General features: G+C 59.7%; 15 protein-coding genes, 1 tRNA gene and 1 other RNA gene. 13 read left to right on the top strand and 4 right to left on the bottom strand.

The features are described 5' to 3' along the window. Nucleotides 1-2: 2 nt before the first annotated feature. The 4 genes from AB5Z20_RS08515 (at nucleotide 3) to AB5Z20_RS08500 (ending at nucleotide 3333) form a co-directional block, all read left to right on the top strand. Entirely contained in the window at nucleotides 3-428 is a 426-nt protein-coding gene (locus tag AB5Z20_RS08515) for a hypothetical protein (protein ID WP_368156951.1), read from the top strand. 168 nt (nucleotides 429-596) lie between these two features. Continuing rightward, nucleotides 597-1160, top strand: a complete 564-nt coding sequence (locus tag AB5Z20_RS08510) for a hypothetical protein (RefSeq protein WP_368156950.1) — start codon at nucleotides 597-599, stop codon at nucleotides 1158-1160. Between the two features lie 83 nt (nucleotides 1161-1243). Beyond that, nucleotides 1244-2050 (top strand): class B sortase, encoded by an 807-nt coding sequence (locus tag AB5Z20_RS08505; RefSeq protein ID WP_368156949.1) that lies wholly within the window; start codon nucleotides 1244-1246, stop codon nucleotides 2048-2050. 2 nt (nucleotides 2051-2052) lie between these two features. Further along, nucleotides 2053-3333 carry an LCP family protein gene (locus tag AB5Z20_RS08500; protein WP_368156948.1) on the top strand — a complete coding sequence of 427 codons (1281 nt, stop codon included), beginning with the start codon at nucleotides 2053-2055 and terminating at the stop codon, nucleotides 3331-3333. Between the two features lie 199 nt (nucleotides 3334-3532). Here AB5Z20_RS08500 and AB5Z20_RS08495 read toward each other — a convergent pair whose 3' ends face one another. Then, nucleotides 3533-4054: a nitroreductase family protein gene (locus AB5Z20_RS08495; protein WP_368156947.1), complete on the bottom strand. Its 522-nt coding sequence runs from the start codon at nucleotides 4052-4054 to the stop codon at nucleotides 3533-3535. A gap of 294 nt (nucleotides 4055-4348) precedes the next feature. On the opposite strand from AB5Z20_RS08495, the gene AB5Z20_RS08490 reads away from it, so the two are divergent. The 4 genes from AB5Z20_RS08490 to AB5Z20_RS08475 all read left to right on the top strand — a co-directional run bounded on the left by AB5Z20_RS08490 (nucleotide 4349) and on the right by AB5Z20_RS08475 (nucleotide 9051). Further along, nucleotides 4349-4639 (top strand): CDP-alcohol phosphatidyltransferase, encoded by a 291-nt coding sequence (locus AB5Z20_RS08490; RefSeq protein WP_199583492.1) that lies wholly within the window; start codon nucleotides 4349-4351, stop codon nucleotides 4637-4639. Between the two features lie 179 nt (nucleotides 4640-4818). After that, on the top strand, nucleotides 4819-5319 hold the full coding sequence (locus tag AB5Z20_RS08485; protein WP_368156946.1) for a MarR family winged helix-turn-helix transcriptional regulator: 501 nt from the start codon (nucleotides 4819-4821) through the stop codon (nucleotides 5317-5319). Next, a complete protein-coding gene (locus AB5Z20_RS08480) occupies nucleotides 5319-7043 on the top strand; it encodes an ABC transporter ATP-binding protein (protein WP_368156945.1) in 1725 nt (574 codons plus the stop codon). Before AB5Z20_RS08485 ends, AB5Z20_RS08480 begins: the two co-directional genes overlap by 1 nt. Nucleotide 7044: 1 nt before the next feature. Further along, nucleotides 7045-9051: an ABC transporter ATP-binding protein gene (locus AB5Z20_RS08475; protein ID WP_368156944.1), complete on the top strand. Its 2007-nt coding sequence runs from the start codon at nucleotides 7045-7047 to the stop codon at nucleotides 9049-9051. Between the two features lie 108 nt (nucleotides 9052-9159). Here the strand turns inward: AB5Z20_RS08475 and cysE are convergent, their stop codons facing one another. Then, nucleotides 9160-9864: a serine O-acetyltransferase gene (gene cysE, locus AB5Z20_RS08470; protein WP_271740462.1), complete on the bottom strand. Its 705-nt coding sequence runs from the start codon at nucleotides 9862-9864 to the stop codon at nucleotides 9160-9162. A 223-nt stretch (nucleotides 9865-10087) separates the two neighbouring features. Between cysE and AB5Z20_RS08465 the strand changes: the two genes are divergently transcribed. Together AB5Z20_RS08465 and AB5Z20_RS08460 are read left to right on the top strand one after the other, a co-directional pair. Next, entirely contained in the window at nucleotides 10088-10726 is a 639-nt protein-coding gene (locus tag AB5Z20_RS08465; protein ID WP_368156943.1) for a DedA family protein, read from the top strand. A 298-nt stretch (nucleotides 10727-11024) separates the two neighbouring features. Then, nucleotides 11025-12077 carry a branched-chain amino acid aminotransferase gene (locus tag AB5Z20_RS08460; protein ID WP_195363603.1) on the top strand — a complete coding sequence of 351 codons (1053 nt, stop codon included), beginning with the start codon at nucleotides 11025-11027 and terminating at the stop codon, nucleotides 12075-12077. A 559-nt stretch (nucleotides 12078-12636) separates the two neighbouring features. Here AB5Z20_RS08460 and AB5Z20_RS08455 read toward each other — a convergent pair. Beyond that, nucleotides 12637-13188 (bottom strand): LemA family protein, encoded by a 552-nt coding sequence (locus AB5Z20_RS08455; RefSeq protein ID WP_368156942.1) that lies wholly within the window; start codon nucleotides 13186-13188, stop codon nucleotides 12637-12639. 212 nt (nucleotides 13189-13400) lie between these two features. Here AB5Z20_RS08455 and AB5Z20_RS08450 point away from each other — a divergent pair, with 212 nt between their 5' ends. After that, nucleotides 13401-13985 (top strand): TetR/AcrR family transcriptional regulator, encoded by a 585-nt coding sequence (locus tag AB5Z20_RS08450; protein ID WP_368156941.1) that lies wholly within the window; start codon nucleotides 13401-13403, stop codon nucleotides 13983-13985. 3 nt (nucleotides 13986-13988) lie between these two features. Here AB5Z20_RS08450 and AB5Z20_RS08445 read toward each other — a convergent pair. Next, nucleotides 13989-14078 (bottom strand) — tRNA-Ser (locus AB5Z20_RS08445). Between the two features lie 51 nt (nucleotides 14079-14129). Between AB5Z20_RS08445 and tadA the strand changes: the two genes are divergently transcribed. Both tadA and ffs read left to right on the top strand, forming a co-directional pair. Then, entirely contained in the window at nucleotides 14130-15911 is a 1782-nt protein-coding gene (gene tadA / locus AB5Z20_RS08440; RefSeq protein ID WP_368156940.1) for a tRNA adenosine(34) deaminase TadA, read from the top strand. 453 nt (nucleotides 15912-16364) lie between these two features. Next, nucleotides 16365-16460: signal recognition particle sRNA small type (gene ffs, locus AB5Z20_RS08435), an RNA gene on the top strand. The last annotated feature ends 98 nt before the right edge of the window (nucleotides 16461-16558 follow it).

Raw genomic sequence — 16558 nt, 5'->3', positions numbered from 1 at the left:
CCATGCAGGCCGAATCGTCGCTGTGGGGCCGTAAGCGCGTGGTGGGGTCAAAGCTCAAGCACGATGGAACGCTCGGCTACATTAGCCGTGGCGCTGCTCGCCGTAGCGGCCTCAATCCCGCAGGCTGGCATCGCTATGTTCCGATCGCGGTCGTTGTTGCAGTGATTGTCATCGCTCTCGCGGCGCTTGGTTACGCCGGCGGCGGGGCCAATCTGGACGCAATGTTCAAATCGCCCGAGCTCGCGCATGCAGGCACAGAAGTCGTCGAGGGCGTTCAGACCCAGACGGGCATCGCGCCCCAGCGCGGCATCGTTGCGGCAGCTACCGCCATCGCCGATGCCCAAAAGGATGAAGGCGGGCAAAAAGCAGAGGGAGCGGCGCAGACGAGCGATGACGTGGCGAATTCGGCTTCAAATCAAACGGCGTAGACCTGCCGGAACATAAAGTCGTCACAGCGAGGTGCCGTTTGGGGGCTATGAGCGAACAAAAATCTGCAACATTGTTTCATGCAGAGCTCTTTGGTCGAAGTTTGCAGAAAAAGGCTATACTACTAAGCACTTGAAAATCCGTGAGCTGCAAGTTGAGGAGTACCTAACATGAAGAAGAGATTCATGGCAGCGTTGAGCGTTCTCGCTCTTGCCCTGGCTATGCCCGTGGCTGCTTTTGCCGCTCCGAGCCCGGCCAACACCACCACCACCGGCGCCAACAATGTGACCGCGAGCGTCAACAACGCCAACGTCAAGGTTGAGTCCACCACCAAGCACGCCGCGGGCACCCCTGCCGGCGCCAACGTGGTCGCTTCCTTCGAGATCACCGAGACCGTCGCGGGCACTGTTTCTGAGTCCAACCCGCTGACCATCACCTTCACCCTTGGCAAGGCCTACGCCGGCGCCAAGGTCACCGTCTATGTCCAGCACAACGATGACGAGAAGGAGACCCTGAACCTCACTGCCGACAACAACGGCAATGTTACCTTTGAGGTCACCAAGCTCTCCACCTACACCATCGTGGCCGAGAAGACTGCCACTGGTGCTGCCGCCACCGACAACGGCGCTAAGTCCCCGACTACCGGTGTGGACACTACCGGTGTCGCCGCCGTGGCTGTTGTTGCCGCCGCTGGTGCCGCTTGCGCCTTTGTTGCTCTTCGCAAGAACAACTAGCACGCATACGGTTTCAACCGTAAGATTTAAGGACCCGTACTTGTGCGGGTCCTTTTTTAACTGATTTGGGATGAAGGAATATCATGGCAGAGCAGCCGTTGGGCAAGCACGTGGGCGACCCGGGCAAAAGGCGTCGCGCCGCAATTCTCAAAGGTGTTATCGCCGTGCTGTTGTTGGTTGCAGTTGGCTGTGGCGGCTACGTGCTCTACATGCACCATCTAGATCAAAAGGGCGCCGAGGAGATGAGCGCGACGGGCAAGCCCGCGACCAAGGTCGAGTCTAAGAACGACGAGCTGCCGGATAATCCCATCGATTTTGCTCCACTGGTCCAGGAGAACGCCGACATCTACGCTTGGCTCTACATTCCGGGTACCGATATCAATACGCCCTTGCTACAGAGCTCGGTGGACGACCTGTTCTATCTCAATCACGACAAGGATGGCAAGTACGATCCGTACGGCGCCGCCTTTAGCCAGATGGCCAACGCCCGCGATTTTAGTGACCCCGTCACGGTGATCTATGGTCATGTGAACAGACGCATGTTCCATAACTTGCATTATTTTGAGGATGCGGACTTCTTTAACGAGAACACCGAGTTCTTCATCTACACACCCGGCCATATCCTGAAGTACAAGATCGTTTCGGCCTACCAGTACGATAATCGCCACATCCTCAACTCCTTTAACTTTGCCGATCCCGCCGTGCGTCAGGAGTATTTCAATACCGTTTGCAATCCCGACGCGCTCCTTAAAAACGTGCGCGAAGGCGTATCGCTTGATGCAGATAGTAAGATTGTGCAGCTGAGCACCTGCGTGCTCGACAAATCACAGCGCAGCAACTCGCGCTATATCGTTAGCGGCGTTTTAGTTAATGATCAGGAAACCAAGTAGCAATGAACCCACGCGGTAAATACTTTATCGATGCGGTAGACCCCGAAGAAAGCGGCCAGGAGAACACTTCCCAGCAGCAGATTTCCGATGTGGTGGAGCCTGCCGATATGCAGCAGCGCGCCGATGTCGTCTCGGCATCTGACGCGCAAGATGGGGCGCAGAGCAAAGCCGCGGAACAGGCCGAGGCTTCGGCGCAGGTTGCGGATGATGTGCCGCAGCCGGCTGATGAGGCCGAATGGCCTTCGCTCGATGAGACGGCACCGCAGCGCCGTCGTCACTCTGAGGAGTCGATTAAGCGCATCAAGCGTCGTCGCCGTATCCGCACGCTCGTGATCGTGCTGCTCGTGATTGGTGCGGTTGCTGCTGCCGGCTGGGGCTTTGTGAATCACAGCGTGAACCAAGGCAAAAAGAAGATTGAGGAAAAGACCGAAAAGGTCATTAAGGCCAAGGGCGACACCATTACCTATAACGGCAAGAAGTATGAGCTCAACAAGCATATGGCCACGGTGGCGTTTATTGGTTTTGATGGACGCGACAACGACGATGGCACCCAGAAGGGTCAGTCCGATACCGTGATGGTTGTGGCACTCAATACCGACACGGGTGAGGCGCGCGGCATTGTTATCCCGCGCGATAGTATGGTTGCCGTGGACACGTATTCCAATGGGTCATTTGCCGGCCAGGTGACCGAGCAACTGTGCCTGCAGTTTGCCTATGGCACCGACGGCGACAATTCCTCGGCTCTGGTGGCCGCCGCCGCTTCGCGTGTGCTCGACAATATTCCGGTCGACTATTACTACACGCTCAACATTGAGGGCGTGGCGCCCATTAACGATTCCATCGGCGGCGTAACGCTGGTACCCACGCAGACTGTGCCGGGCACCTCGGTGGTCGAGGGTCAGGAGACAACACTCTTTGGCAAGATGGCCGAGAAGTACGTGCAGTGGCGCGATACCTCTGTGCTCACGTCCTCGCTCGACCGAACCACGCGTCAGGTGAGTTACCTTCAGGCATTCGCGGCCAAGGTGCTCAACAGCGCCAAGAGCAATCCGGCCGTGCTGATCAACTTGTACCAGACGATGGGCGACTATACATGGACCAACCTGGGTCTCGATGAGTTTAGCTACCTGGCGACTACGATGCTCGAGCACGGCCTGACTTCGTTTGATGTTGTGACGCTGCAGGGAACCATGCAGCAGGGCGACACCTTTGCCGAGTTTTACCTAGACCAAGACAACGTAAAGCAAACGGTCGTCGACACCTTCTACCATCCAGTCGATTAGCTGCCCAAGCGCCAGATGCCAACAGTGGCGCGGTCGATGTCAGTCACCAACAGCGAGCGAGCCGCATTTGCGCCAAGGTGACGTGAAATGAGAGGGCGCTGACCTTCTGGTCGCGCCCTCGAAATTGAACGTCAGATTGGCGTGAATGCGGCTCGCGCAGCGTCGGCCGATCCGCCGTTCGGTAGAACGGCGGAACTGTTTATCTGACATACACCACGTTGTCGCGGCGGGGCTTGGCCTCGGGAAGCGTGCCCTCGGCATAGCCCAGGATGCAGTTGCCGACGCCGCGCAGGCTTCCGTCGGCGGGCAGACCCCAGCTGGCCAGTAGATCGAGGCCCTCGGGCGAATCGAAAACCTCGTGGGCGCGATGAATCCAGCACGAATCAACGCCCAGCGCATAGGCAGCATTGAGCAGGTTGCCCATGGCAAGCGAACCGTCTTCCAGATGCGTGGGCACGCTGCGGTCGACCAGCACCACCACAACCGTTTTGGCACCGTAGAAGGGGTCGTCGTTGCTGCCCATGACTTGCGCATTGAGCTGCGAGAGACGCTCGATGGTCGCGGGATCGGTAACGGCGACAAACGTCACCGGCTGGCGTCCCATGCCGCTGGGCGCATACTGGCCGGCCTCGATAATGCGTGCGAGCTTTTCGGCTTCGACGGGGCGATCGCTGTAGTTGCGGCAGCTGCGGCGATGGATGAGCGCTTCGATGGTCTCCATGGGTCCTCCTAGCGATGACGTTGCAGATGCTCCGTTCTTACCCGTCGTGCCGTAGCCGTAATCGCGCGAAGGGCTCCAAACAGCAATGGCCGCCAATCGGAAAAGTCGGCTTGCATAAAACTGCGGCAAGAATGTGAGAAGCTGATGAGATGGTTAAACGTTTTATCCCGTCTACCCTGCGGTTTTTTACCACTTGCCTAAATGATGCGCGCATAAGCTCTGATAAAGGTTTTACTAAAGGAGTACCAACGTTTATCAACGCGCCATGGTGGCGCCGGGCCAGGAGGTAACATCATGTTCCAGGCTGGAGATGTCGTCGAGACTGACTTCGAAGGATTTCTGAAGCTGCTGCGTTCCAAGACGCGCGCTTTTGTGACGATCGACAACCACGAGTACTACATCACGCACACCGATGGATATTGGCGTGTTCAGGATTGCGAGGCTCTCAACGATAAGGGCCACTTTACTGACTGCTCCGAGCTGGTTAACACGGTCTGTGAGGTCGTTGAGCTGCCCTGGATCTGCGGCAAGAGCCTGCACGACAGCTTTGCGGGCGCCACGGTCTACGAGGCCGTCGCTGCCTAACGGGCAAATACATCGCTATTCTCGCGTGACCGCCGGCGCCGCCCCCGCGCCGGCGGTCTTTTTCTGTCGATATGCAATGTAGAGCAGACCATATATAACGAACTTATTGACGATGGTCAAATCTCGGACTAATCTAAAAACAAATTGGTCAAAACTCGGACTATCGAATGGCGGGAGAGATGAATAATGCAGTTAGCCTGGTCGATTTCGACCGGATGCTCAACGGGCTTGACCGTATCTATTCGGAGTTCGCGCGCACCTGTGGTCTTTCGGACTGCGCCTATTGGATGCTCGTCGACACCAGCACGGCGGGCGGCAGCATTGCTGTAAGTCGTCTGACAAGCGAATGGTTCTATAGCAAACAGACTATAAACTCGGCCATTAAAACCTTGACGGCGCGGGGTTTCGCCACGCTTGAGTTTGCCGAAGGCAGTCGCAAGAACAAGGTTGTGAGCCTGACCGAAGAGGGTAGACGATTTGCAAAACGGTATGCGATGCCGGCGCAAGGGGCCGAGCAGAGAGCCTTCGATGCCCTCGAGCCATGTGAGCAGCGCGAGATTATGCGCTTGATTGGCAAATTCTCCCAAGTCCTGGGCGACGAGTGCGAGGCATTTAAGCGGCAGGTGGCAGCCGAAGATCAGTCGGAGAATCAACGTGAGGGGGAGTCGTGCGACTGTTAATGAGGTTTTTGAAGCCCTACCGAGGGCTTGTCGCAGTGACGCTACTGGTGCTGCTGGTGGATAACGTCGGTACGCTGTTGGTTCCAACGATGCTGGCGAACATGGTCAACACCGGAATTACCACGGGCGATGTCGACTACATTTTACGTAACGGCCTATACATGTTTATCGCGACCAGCATGGCTAGCGGCGGCACGGTGCTGGGCTGCTATCTTTCGGCGCGCCTGGCCGCCAACGTGGCCTGCGATATCCGCAATGCCGTGTACGACAAATCGCTCGAGCTCGCGGCCAGCGACTTTGAGCGCTTTGGTACCGGATCGATGATCACACGCTCACTCAACGACATCAACGTGATTCAGCAGGCAATCCTTCAGACGATTCAGTTGGTGCTGCCGGTGCCATTCCTGGCCGTCGCGGGCATCATATTTGCTTGGTTTATCGATCCCGCCATGGGAACGCTGCTGGGCGTGGTCGTTGCGATCGTGCTGGTGGCGGCGGTCTTTACGGTGGCTAACGCCGCGCCGATTTTTATGCGCCTTCAGAGCTTTATCGATCGTATGAACGTGGTGCTGCGCGAGAACATCGTGGGCGTTCGCGTCATCCGCGCTTTCAATAAGGAGCGCCACGAGGAGCAGCGCCTGGACGAGGTATTTAGCGATTACGCGGACAACGCCATTAAGGTCAACCACCTGTTTGTGGGGCTCGACAGCTCCAGCTTCTTTTTGATGAACATCGCCGAGGTGGCGGTGCTGTGGGTGGGCGGCAACCGCGTGGGCGCCCATGCCATGCAAATCGGCAGCATCTCGGCCGTACTGGAATACGCGATCCTGATCCTGTTCTTTGTGATGATGGCGCAGATGGTGATTCTGACGCTTCCGCGCGCTGCGGCGTGCCTCAACCGCGCGCAACAGGTGTTGGAGATTGAGCCGAGCATTGTGGACGGCAAGCGCACGCTGGATACGTGCGCGGCGGAGCCTGTTGACAGTGCCGACGCGGTCGCCGTGTTCGATCATATGTCGTTCCGTTTCGACGACGCCGACGAGGACACGCTGTGCGATCTGAACTTTACCTGTCGCCGCGGTCAGACGACCGCGATCGTCGGCTCGACGGGTTCGGGCAAGTCGACGGTGGCCAAGCTCCTGCTGCGCTTCCACGACGCCACCAAGGGCGCCATTCGCCTGGACGGCGTCGACCTGCGCGAGCTTTCGCAAGGCGAGATTCGCGGGCGCATTGCCTATGTGCCGCAAAAGGCATGGCTGTTCTCGGGCACCGTGGCAAGCAATCTGCGCTTTGGCAATGAGGGCGCGACCGAGGCCGACATGCTTCACGCGCTTGAGGTTGCCCAGAGCACCTTTGTACTCGATCAGCCGCAGGGGCTCGACACTCCGGTGGCGCAGGGCGGCACGAACTTTTCGGGCGGCCAGCGCCAGCGTCTGGCAATCGCCCGTGCGCTTATGAAGCATGCCGATCTATATATCTTTGACGACAGCTTTTCGGCCCTGGACTTTAAGACCGATGCCGCCCTGCGCCATGCGTTGCAAAACGAGACGCGTGACGCTGCGGTGCTCATTATCGCGCAGCGCATCTCGACGATCTTGCACGCCGACCAGATCGTCGTGCTCAAGGACGGCGAGGTTGTGGGCCTGGGCACGCATGGCGAGCTTATGGAAACCTGCGAGGTGTACCGCGCCATCGCGGAATCGCAAATGAAGGGAGGTGAGTAGCATGACCGAGGAGCTCAGGAAGCAGGCCAGCGTTGATGACGCCGTTGCCACGGGGCTTGTTGAGGAAACAGCTGCCGTAGCACCCGAGCTGGACGAGGCCGCCAAGGCTGCAGCCGAGCGCGAGGCTCGCCGCCAAGCGCTCTACGAGGAAAACGAACGCGCCGAGGACGAGCGCGCCCGCGCTGAGGCAGAGCGCATGCGCGATGTGGACGACGAGGACGAGGACGAGAAACCCCGCGACACCTGGGCGACGGTGCGCCGCCTGTGGAGCGAGGATGCCGGTGACCATTGGCGCTTCTATATCGTGTTCGCGAGCATCGTGTTCTATGCCATCTTTAACACCGCTGCGCCGGCATATAGCGCCCGCGTGATCGATGAGCTGTGGGGCCACATTCAGGTGGCGTTTGCCAACGACACCACCTTCAACATCACCTGGGAGAACTGCGGCAGGACCATCTTCATCTACTTTATGATCTGGACGGCCGCTGCCTCGTTCTACGCGCTCCAGAGCTTTTTGATGTCGAGCGTGGCCGAACGTCTCAACCTGCGTCTGCGTAACCGCATCGCTCAAAAGCTCAATCGTCTGCCGCTCGCCTATTTTGACGCGCATCGTCCCGGCGAGGTCGTCAGCCGCGCGACCAATGACTTGGACAAGATGTCCGAGAGCATGCAGCGCGGCTTGCTGCAGCTGCTGGTGTCGATTGGTACGGTAGTGGGCGCTGTGGGCGTGATGTTTGTGTTCAGTGTGCCGCTTACGCTGGTCTTTTTGTTCTTTACGGCGTTGTCGCTGCTGGTGACCAAGGTGGTCTCGCGCCGCACGCATGACGTAACCGGCGAGCGCCAGGAGTGGGTGTCCAAGATTACGAGTGCAGTCGAGGAAGGCTACTCGGGCCGTCTGGTGATTCGCGCGTTTAACCGCGAGCGTCAGAGTTCTGCCGAGGTGCACCAGGCCTCGGGCGAGCTGGCACGCGTGAGTGCCAAGGCCGACTTTATGATTAACGCCGTCGGCCCCGCGGTGCGCTTTATCGGCCGCCTGGCACAGATCGTGATTGCGATTGTGGGCTGCAGCATGCTGGTTGCCGGCCACATGACCGTCGGCGTGTTCCAAGCGTTCTTTCAGTTTATCTACGAGGCATCCGAGCCCATGACGCAGCTGTCGTTTACCTTCAACTCGCTGCAGAGCGCGCTGGCGAGTGCGGAGCGCGTGTTCGACCTGCTCGATGAGCCCGAGATGGAGGCCGATCCGCAGCCGGGCGAGGCCGCCAAGCTACCGGGTCGCGTGGAGGGCCGCGTCGCCTTTGAGCATGTGCGCTTTGGCTACACGCCCGAAAAGCTGCTTATGCGCGACGTGTCGTTCACCGCCGAGCCGGGCCAGAAGATCGCCGTGGTGGGAACCACGGGCGCGGGCAAGACCACGCTCATCAACCTGCTCATGCGCTTCTACGAGATTGACGGCGGGCGTATTACGCTCGACGGCGTGGATACGAGCCGCATGGATCGCGGCGAGCTGCGGCAGCAGTTTGGCATGGTGCTGCAGGACGCCTGGCTGTTCGATGGCACGATTGCCGAAAACATCGCATATGGCTGCCCTGAGGCAACGCGCGAGGAGGTCGTGGCCGCCGCCCGTGCCGCGCAGGTCGATTTCTTTGTGCGCACCATGCCACAGGGCTACGACACGCACGTGGCCAACGATGCCGAAAGCATCAGCCAAGGTCAGCGCCAGCTGCTGACCATCGCGCGCGTACTGCTCAACAACCCGGCGATTCTCATCTTGGACGAGGCGACGTCGAGCGTGGACACGCGTACCGAGCTTGCCATCGGCCGTGCCATGGATGCGCTTATGCGCGGGCGCACGAGCTTTGTGATCGCGCATCGCCTGTCGACAATTGTGGATGCCGACCTGATCTTGGTCATGGATCATGGCAACATTATCGAGCAGGGTACGCATAAGGAGCTGCTGGCTGCCGAGGGTGCCTACGCCGACCTCTATCTGAGCCAGTTCGCATAATTTGACAAAGGGGCAGCCCCTTTGTCATATCACAAATAAGGCGCGCCGGGGATGAATTCCCTGGCGCGCCTTTGCGTTGACGTCAATGTTGTCGGTAGCCATCCGCTTCTAGCGTTCGTCCATGAGCTTCGTGACGAGGGCTTTGAGCTCGGCCACCTCTCGCTCGAGTTCCTTGACGCGGCGGGCATTCTCGGTGATGCCTTGGCGGTTGAGCGCGGACTGCTCGGCGGCGTCATCGGGCATGTACTCGCGATGCTGCTTGGCATCGAAGCTCTCCTCGAACACGCGGCAGCCGTTGCGCTTGATGATGCGGCCTGGCACGCCCACGACGGTGCAGTTGTCGGGCACGTCCTTAACGACAACCGAATTGCCGCCGATCTTGACGTTGTTGCCGATGCGAATGTTGCCGAGCACCTTGGCGCCCGTGCCCACGGTGACGTTGTTGCCCAGGGTGGGGTGGCGCTTGCCGGTTTCGTTGCCGGTGCCGCCGAGCGTAACGCCCTGGTAGAGCACGCAGTTGTCGCCCACGATGGTGGTTTCGCCGATGACGACGCCCATGGCGTGGTCGATAAAGAAATGCTTGCCGATCTGTGCAGCGGGATGAATCTCGACGCCGGTGATGTGGCGGGTGATTTGCGAGAGCACACGGGCGAGCGAGCGATGTCCATGCTCCCACAGCCAGTGCTCGGGCACATGGTTCCACTTGGCGTGCAGGCCGGGGTAGGACAGGAAGATGACCAGACCGTTTTGCGCAGCGGGGTCTTGCGCCTGGACGGTTTTGATGTCCTCGCGAATGGTATTGATAAAGCTCACCGGCCGCCCTCCCTTAGCGCCATGGCAATGCGATTCAATAAAGTATAGCGATTCGCTAGGGATTAGGAAGAACAATCTTGGCGGCATTGCGCAACAGGTGTCAGTTATGCAAACTTGCTGGTAATGGAGTCATCCTTTTGTGGGGTTGCGCACGAGGGGGCGCTGCAACCGTATACTGGTCAACTTGGACGTATCCGCGCCCACAACTGAGAGGTTTTACTTCATGGGTTTCATTAATTATATCGCCGAGCTGCTCAAAGACCCGCGCACCGCGATTGCCAGCTGGATCGCCGCCGGCCCGCTTATGGCCTACGGCTGCGTGTTCCTGATTATCTTTATCGAGACGGGCGTGGTGTTCTTCCCGTTCCTTCCCGGCGATTCGCTGCTGTTTGCCTCGGGCTTCTTTGCCCACAACGGCGGCTTTAACATCGTGGCGCTTCTGGCCACCGCATGGGCCGCAGCCATCCTGGGCGATCAGTGCAACTTTATGATCGGCCACTTCTTTGGCCGCAAGATCATCGCCTCGGGCAAGGTAAAGGCCATGACGCCCGAGCGCATCAAAAAGTCCGAGGACTTCTTGGACAAGTGGGGTCACCTGGCCATCTTCCTGGGTCGCTTCTTCCCGTTTATCCGCACCTTTGTGCCCTTTATCGCCGGCATGGGCGGCATGCACTGGCGCAACTTTGTCGTCTTTAACGTGCTGGGCGGCATTACCTGGTCGACGGTCTTTACGCTGCTGGGCTACTTCTTTGGCGGCATTCCCTTTGTGCAGGAGCACTTTGAGCTGTTGATTATCGGCATCGTCGCCGTGTCGATCATCCCGACCGTGGTCGGCTTGGTTAAGGCTAAGCTGGGCAAATAGAACGCCTAGCTCGAGCGGGCGCACAAATCGCGTCGTTGAGGCCCGTCACCGTTTACGGTGGCGGGCCTCTTTAGTTTCGGTCAAATGAAAATACTTTAGTTAGTTAAAGAAAAGCGTTTTATCCGATGCGCGTGCGGAGTACAATCTCGTGCATGCGAATCGACGTGCCATCGGCTTTGATGCCGTTCGCGTGTCCCGTCCGGCTCTACGCTCCGGGCGTGCGACGTTGCGACGCGGTCGGCCTCGGTCCTTGCGTGCGAGTTCGCGAGTATGCAACTGTGTATGTAAGGAGCGACATATGACTGTCGAGAAGAAGGATATCGATTGGGGTAGCCTTGGCTTTGGCTACATGAAGACCGATTACAGCTACGAGGCCCATTGGAAGGATGGCGAGTGGGACGAGGGCGGCCTGACCACCGACCACACCCTGCACGTCTCCGAGTGCGGCGGCATCTTCCATTACTGCCAAGAGGTCTTTGAGGGCCTGAAGGCCTACACCGCCGAGGACGGCAGCATCGTCTGCTTCCGTCCCGACATGAACGCCGAGCGCATGTACAACTCCGCCCAGCGTCTGGAGATGCCCCCGTTCCCCAAGGACAAGTTTGTTGAGGCCGTCAAGCAGGTCGTTTCTGCCAACGCCGCCTGGGTTCCGCCCTTCGGCTCCGGCGCGACTCTGTACGTGCGCCCGTTTATGATCGGCTCCGGTGACGTGATCGGCGTGGCTCCCGCTCCTGAGTACACGTTCCGCATTCTCGTGACCCCGGTCGGTCCGTACTTTAAGGGTGGCCTTAAGCCCGTCAAGCTGCGTGTTTCCGAGTATGACCGTGCTGCACCGCACGGCACCGGTAACATCAAGGCCGGCCTCAACTATGCCATGTCCCTCAAGCCCACGATGGAGGCTCACCGCGAGGGTTATGCCGAGAACCTGTATCTCGACTCCGAGTCCCGCACCTATGTCGAGGAGACCGGCGGCGCGAACGTTCTGTTCGTGAAGGAGGACGGCACCCTCGTCGTTCCTCAGTCGCACACCGACTCCATCCTGCCCTCCATCACCCGTCGCTCGCTCGTTCAGGTTGCCGAGGATTTGGGTATGACCGTCGATCAGCGTCCCGTCGAGTGGGCCGAGGTCAAGGCCGGCACCTTTGTGGAGTGCGGCCTGTGCGGCACCGCTGCCGTCATCTCCCCGGTGGGCGAGATCGACAACAAGGTCTATGGTGCCGATGAGACCGTGACCTTCCCGGCTGGCTGCACCGAGATCGGTCCTGTGATGAAGAAGCTTCGCGAGACCCTGACTGGTATCCAGTCCGGCGCTGTCGAGGATAAGCACAACTGGGTTTACACCGTCGCGTAAGCCGTCTTAGCTGTCCGGCCCGAGGGCAACCTACCTTTCCGGCGCGTCCTCGGACATGAAAGAACCTCCGCTGCGCACTTCGTGCGGCGGAGGTTCTTTCGTCCTGCGGAGTGCGCCGGAAAGGTAGGTTGCCCTCGGGCCTGCGTCACCTTGGCGCTGTCGTACGGGCAATATAGATCTGAATTAAAGATGGTGCGCGGCCTATTGACCGCGCTTTTGTTTTGGTTCGCGCCATGTGGGGGTGGTGGCGACGTGCATTTTTGCGAGTATTCTGCAATCGAAGGCCCCTGCATACCGACCTCGGGCGAAAAATCGGGATTTATCGATGTTTTCTACGAATGATGGGCGGGGTTATGGGCTGACAGCGTTTGATTTGCGGGGATATTCGCGGTCTTTGGCATTTATCGTGGCGCCCGAAGCTGTCGGGCATGTTGAATACTCCCAAAAATGCACGGCGCCTTGAGGGGGACCTTTGCGACAAAGGAAACCGCCCCGTCAAAGTATGCATTCGACGGGGCGGTTTATGCATATACCCGATTAAGGATACGCTGCTGATCTGTTAGAACTTGACGGTCGGTGCCTGGCGGGCAGCTTCGGCGGCCTCGAAGCCCTGGCGCTCCTTAAACTGGAAGATGCCGGCAAAGATGACGGCCGGGAAGGTCTGGATGGCGTTGTTGTAGCTAAGCACGCAGTCGTTGTAGCTCTGGCGCGCGTAGCTCACCTTATTCTCGGTGTCTTCGAGCGTGGCCTGGAGCTGCATAAAGTTGGTGTTCGCCTTAAGATCGGGGTAAGCCTCGGCCACGGCGAAGAGCTGGCGCAGGGCGCCGGTCAGCACGTTGTCGGCTTCCATCTTGGCTTCGGGCGTGGTGGCGCTCACGGCGGCGTTGCGCGCGTTGACCACGGCGGCAAGCGTGTCCTGCTCGTGTTTGGCGTAGCCCTTGACGGTCTCGACCAGGTTAGGGATCAAGTCGTTGCGGCGCTGCAGCTGCGTGTCGATGTTCTGCCAGGCGTTATCGATGCGATTGCGCTTGGTGACCATGTTGTTGTAGATGCCGGCGATGGCGCAGACAATCACAACGACAACAACGATACCGATGATGACGGGAATCATGGTGTCTCCGTTTCGAATGGCCGCGGCGTCTTCCGCCGGCTGCCGTTGGTGTAACGCTACTAGTATACCCGCAACCTTTGGCGATACCGAACTTTCCGGTAAGCGTTATGTTTCCGCCAAGGTAAGGCCATTCGCCAGGGGGCGGGCGATACAGGTGTAAGATATGCGACAGATTAGTGAGCGTTGTCTTCTCCTTGAGGAGGGCGATATATATGGACCTTCGCATCAAGAAAACCTATCGGGCCCTGTTCGAGGCCTTTACCGAGCTGCTCGAAGAGCATCGGTTTGAGGACGTGACGGTTGCCATGCTGTGCGACCGCGCTATGATTCGTCGGACGACGTTCTACAAGCACTTCCGCGACAAAAACGATTACTTTGCCTTCTATATCGATGAGCTCATGTCGGGCCTGCCGCAAAAGCGGGCCGATGCGGATGGCGCGGAGGGCGCCGAGGACGTACGCACGCTTCGCCACGAAGTGTTCGCCGATGCCATGGATCTGATTCTGGCGCATGAGCAGCTCATGGATAACATTTTGGCGAGCAGCATGTCGGGCATGCTGACCAGTATGATTTGCGACCGCATCGCGCGCTCCATACGCGGGCGCGTGATGAGTGCGCTTGACGAGGACGCGCTCGCGCCCGTATCGCTCGAGACAACGTCTGAGTTTGTCGCCGGCGGCATTATTCGGCTCTTTACCATGTGGTGGGAATCGGGCCACGTACTAGAGCGTCGACCCGAGATGGCTGACGTGGTCGATGCGCTGTTCGAGCGAACCATGACGCCGGTGCATCACTAGAAGTGGCGGAGAGAGGGGGATTCGAACCCCCGGAACGCTCTCGCGCTCAACGGTTTTCAAGACCGCCGCATTCAACCGCTCTGCCATCTCTCCGTGAGTCGTAATGATAGCATCGTTTTGGATTTGTAACAGGGAGGGCGAACGATGACGAGCACCGGAATCGACGAGAAGTTCATGCGCGAGGCGCTGGCGGAGGCGCGTGCCGCCGCGGCGGTGGGCGAGGTACCGATCGGTGCCGTAGTGGTGCGCGCGGGTGAGATTGTCGCGCGGGCGTATAATCGCCGCGAGCTCGACCAGGATCCTTCGGCGCATGCCGAGTTTGCGGCCCTATGCGCCGCCGCGCAATCGCTCGGTCGCTGGCGCCTTTCCGATTGTACGGTCTACGTGACGCTCGAGCCCTGCTGCATGTGCGCGGGGCTTATGGTTAACGCGCGCGTGGGGCGCTGCGTGTACGGCGCGGCCGATGCTAAAGCGGGCGCTCTGGGGTCGCTATACGACCTCAATGCCGATTCGCGCCTGAATCATCGGTTTAATGTGACCGCCGGCGTGCTGGCAGACGAGTGCCGCGCGGTGCTGAGCAGCTATTTTAGTGGGCTGCGTGGCACCGATGGTGCTGGCTGCGGTTGTGGGGCCGATCTTGAAGCACATGCCGCCCACGCCGAGGCGCTTGCGGGTGTTGGGGATCTCGCTGACGGGACGCTCGACTTTGGCCCCGTGCAGCGGCGGCCCCGTCGTGTGCTGTTGGCGATTGATTCCTTTAAGGGCAGCGTTTCGAGTGCACAGGCGGAGGCGGCGGTTGCCGAAGGCGTGCGCCGCGCGTGGCCCGATGCCCAGGTAAGCGCGCTGCCGCTGGCGGATGGCGGCGAGGGAACGCTCGACGCCATCGCCGCGCGCGGCGGTGAGGTCGTGGCATGTGAAGTCGCAGGCCCCTTGGGCGACCGCGTGTCTGCCCGGATGCTGGTGGACGGCGAGTGCGAATCTGCTGTTATTGAGATGGCCGAGGCGGCGGGTATTGGGTATTCGCCCTGCACGGAATCGGCGGCGCTTGCGGCCTCGACCTATGGCGTGGGCGAGCTCATGCTTCGCGCGGTCCGTGCTGGAGCAAAGACTATCTATATTGGTCTGGGCGGCAGCGCCACCAACGACGGTGGCGCCGGCATGCTGCAGGCGCTGGGCGCCCACCTTGTCGATGACCGTGGCAGCAATATCGCCCCCGGTCTCGCGGGCCTTGAACGCGTGGCGAGTGTCGATTTGGCACCGGCGATTCGGGCACTGAATGGCACGCATGTCGTGGTGCTTTCCGATGTCGAGAATCCGCTCGTGGGGCGTCGAGGCGCACTGGCGGTGTTTGGTGGGCAGAAGGGTTTGCCGGCGGGTGATGCCGAGGTACTGCGCGGGTACGACAGCTGGATGGTCGGCTACGGTCGCCTGCTCGATGCGGCGATTACCGGGGTGCAGGCTCAGAGGTTGTTGCGCGTGCCCGAGGGCGTGCGGACATTTGGCTCGGTGCTCGGTGTGCCCGGTGCCGGCGCCGCCGGCGGCCTGGGCGCCGCGCTGCTAGCGCTCGGTGCGGAGCTGCGCTCGGGCGTGGAGACGGTGCTTGATCTGATTGGGTTTGAGGAGCGCGTGCGCGATGCCGACCTGGTCATAACGGGCGAGGGCAATATGGACGAGCAATCCGCTGCCGGCAAGGCGCCGGTGGGCGTGGCCCGTCGTGCGAAGCGATATGGCAAGCCGGTGGTCGCCGTCGTTGGCGGTCGCGCTGACAACCTGGATGCGGTGTACGGGCAGGGCGTCGACTTGGTTTTGCCGGTCTGCCGCAGGCCCATGCCTCTTGACCAAGCGCTCGACCCCCAGGAAGCCACAACCAACCTCATCTGCGCCGGTGAAGCAGCCGCCCAAGCCTACGACCTTGGCCGTATCTAAAACCCATCCCCTCGATAAGTTGCGGTGAAATACGGAGTGTTTTTGCCTTTAAGGTGCCAATTCAGTCCGTATTCCACCGCAACTTCGAGAATGGCTATCCGAGGCTGGCCGCCTTGGGCCTTGGGTCGGACCGTCCGCCATGAAATGCGGCCATCTACTACGTTTAGCCGAGCACCTCTGACCATCCCGGAATATGCGAAAATAAAACCGCAGGTAGACGGCTTGCCGATTTTTGAAAAAGCCGGCTATGGTTGACCCCCGCGGCTTAAACGTAGTAGATAGGCCCCTTTTGTGGCACGGCAGCGGACCAGTCTTTTTGGGACGGGGCTTATTTGACCACCTGTCGATCTGATTGCCCAAGTAGTCAAAAAAAGTCAAAAAAGCCCCGTCCCAAATTAGCCACCTTGCCCCATCGGGCTGGAGCGGGTAAGATATACCGAGCGCCTAGCGCGTTCGATGGGTTCGGATGACGACATGTTCCGAATCTGGTCAGGTCCGGAAGGAAGCAGCCATAAGGAGCCTCTGTCGGGCATCCGGATCCATCGAGTGCGCAGGCGCTTTTTGGTGCCGCGGCTACCCGCGAGTGCCGGCAGGGCGCTTGGTAGTCGAGCGATCCCGCAGGCGAAGCCGAGGACCAGCGAGACACC

This window comes from Collinsella aerofaciens (genome assembly GCF_040910245.1).
Lineage (GTDB): Bacteria > Actinomycetota > Coriobacteriia > Coriobacteriales > Coriobacteriaceae > Collinsella.
Note: the sequence above shows the minus strand (reverse complement) of the source record. Positions and strands in the feature narration are given on the sequence as shown.

Bases quoted from the DNA above. Each gene is read 5' to 3' on its own strand.
- AB5Z20_RS08460 (WP_195363603.1), top strand. From the start codon at position 11,025: ATGACTGTCGAGAAGAAGGATATCGATTGGGGTAGCCTTGGCTTTGGC.
- AB5Z20_RS08485 (WP_368156946.1), top strand. From the start codon at position 4,819: ATGAATAATGCAGTTAGCCTGGTCGATTTCGACCGGATGCTCAACGGG.
- AB5Z20_RS08510 (WP_368156950.1), top strand. From the start codon at position 597: ATGAAGAAGAGATTCATGGCAGCGTTGAGCGTTCTCGCTCTTGCCCTG.
- AB5Z20_RS08490 (WP_199583492.1), top strand. From the start codon at position 4,349: ATGTTCCAGGCTGGAGATGTCGTCGAGACTGACTTCGAAGGATTTCTG.
- tadA (WP_368156940.1), top strand. From the start codon at position 14,130: ATGACGAGCACCGGAATCGACGAGAAGTTCATGCGCGAGGCGCTGGCG.
- AB5Z20_RS08515 (WP_368156951.1), top strand. From the start codon at position 3: ATGCAGGCCGAATCGTCGCTGTGGGGCCGTAAGCGCGTGGTGGGGTCA.
- AB5Z20_RS08465 (WP_368156943.1), top strand. From the start codon at position 10,088: ATGGGTTTCATTAATTATATCGCCGAGCTGCTCAAAGACCCGCGCACC.
- AB5Z20_RS08480 (WP_368156945.1), top strand. From the start codon at position 5,319: ATGAGGTTTTTGAAGCCCTACCGAGGGCTTGTCGCAGTGACGCTACTG.
- AB5Z20_RS08500 (WP_368156948.1), top strand. From the start codon at position 2,053: ATGAACCCACGCGGTAAATACTTTATCGATGCGGTAGACCCCGAAGAA.
- AB5Z20_RS08475 (WP_368156944.1), top strand. From the start codon at position 7,045: ATGACCGAGGAGCTCAGGAAGCAGGCCAGCGTTGATGACGCCGTTGCC.
- AB5Z20_RS08450 (WP_368156941.1), top strand. From the start codon at position 13,401: ATGGACCTTCGCATCAAGAAAACCTATCGGGCCCTGTTCGAGGCCTTT.
- AB5Z20_RS08495 (WP_368156947.1), bottom strand. From the start codon at position 4,054: ATGGAGACCATCGAAGCGCTCATCCATCGCCGCAGCTGCCGCAACTAC.
- AB5Z20_RS08505 (WP_368156949.1), top strand. From the start codon at position 1,244: ATGGCAGAGCAGCCGTTGGGCAAGCACGTGGGCGACCCGGGCAAAAGG.
- AB5Z20_RS08455 (WP_368156942.1), bottom strand. From the start codon at position 13,188: ATGATTCCCGTCATCATCGGTATCGTTGTTGTCGTTGTGATTGTCTGC.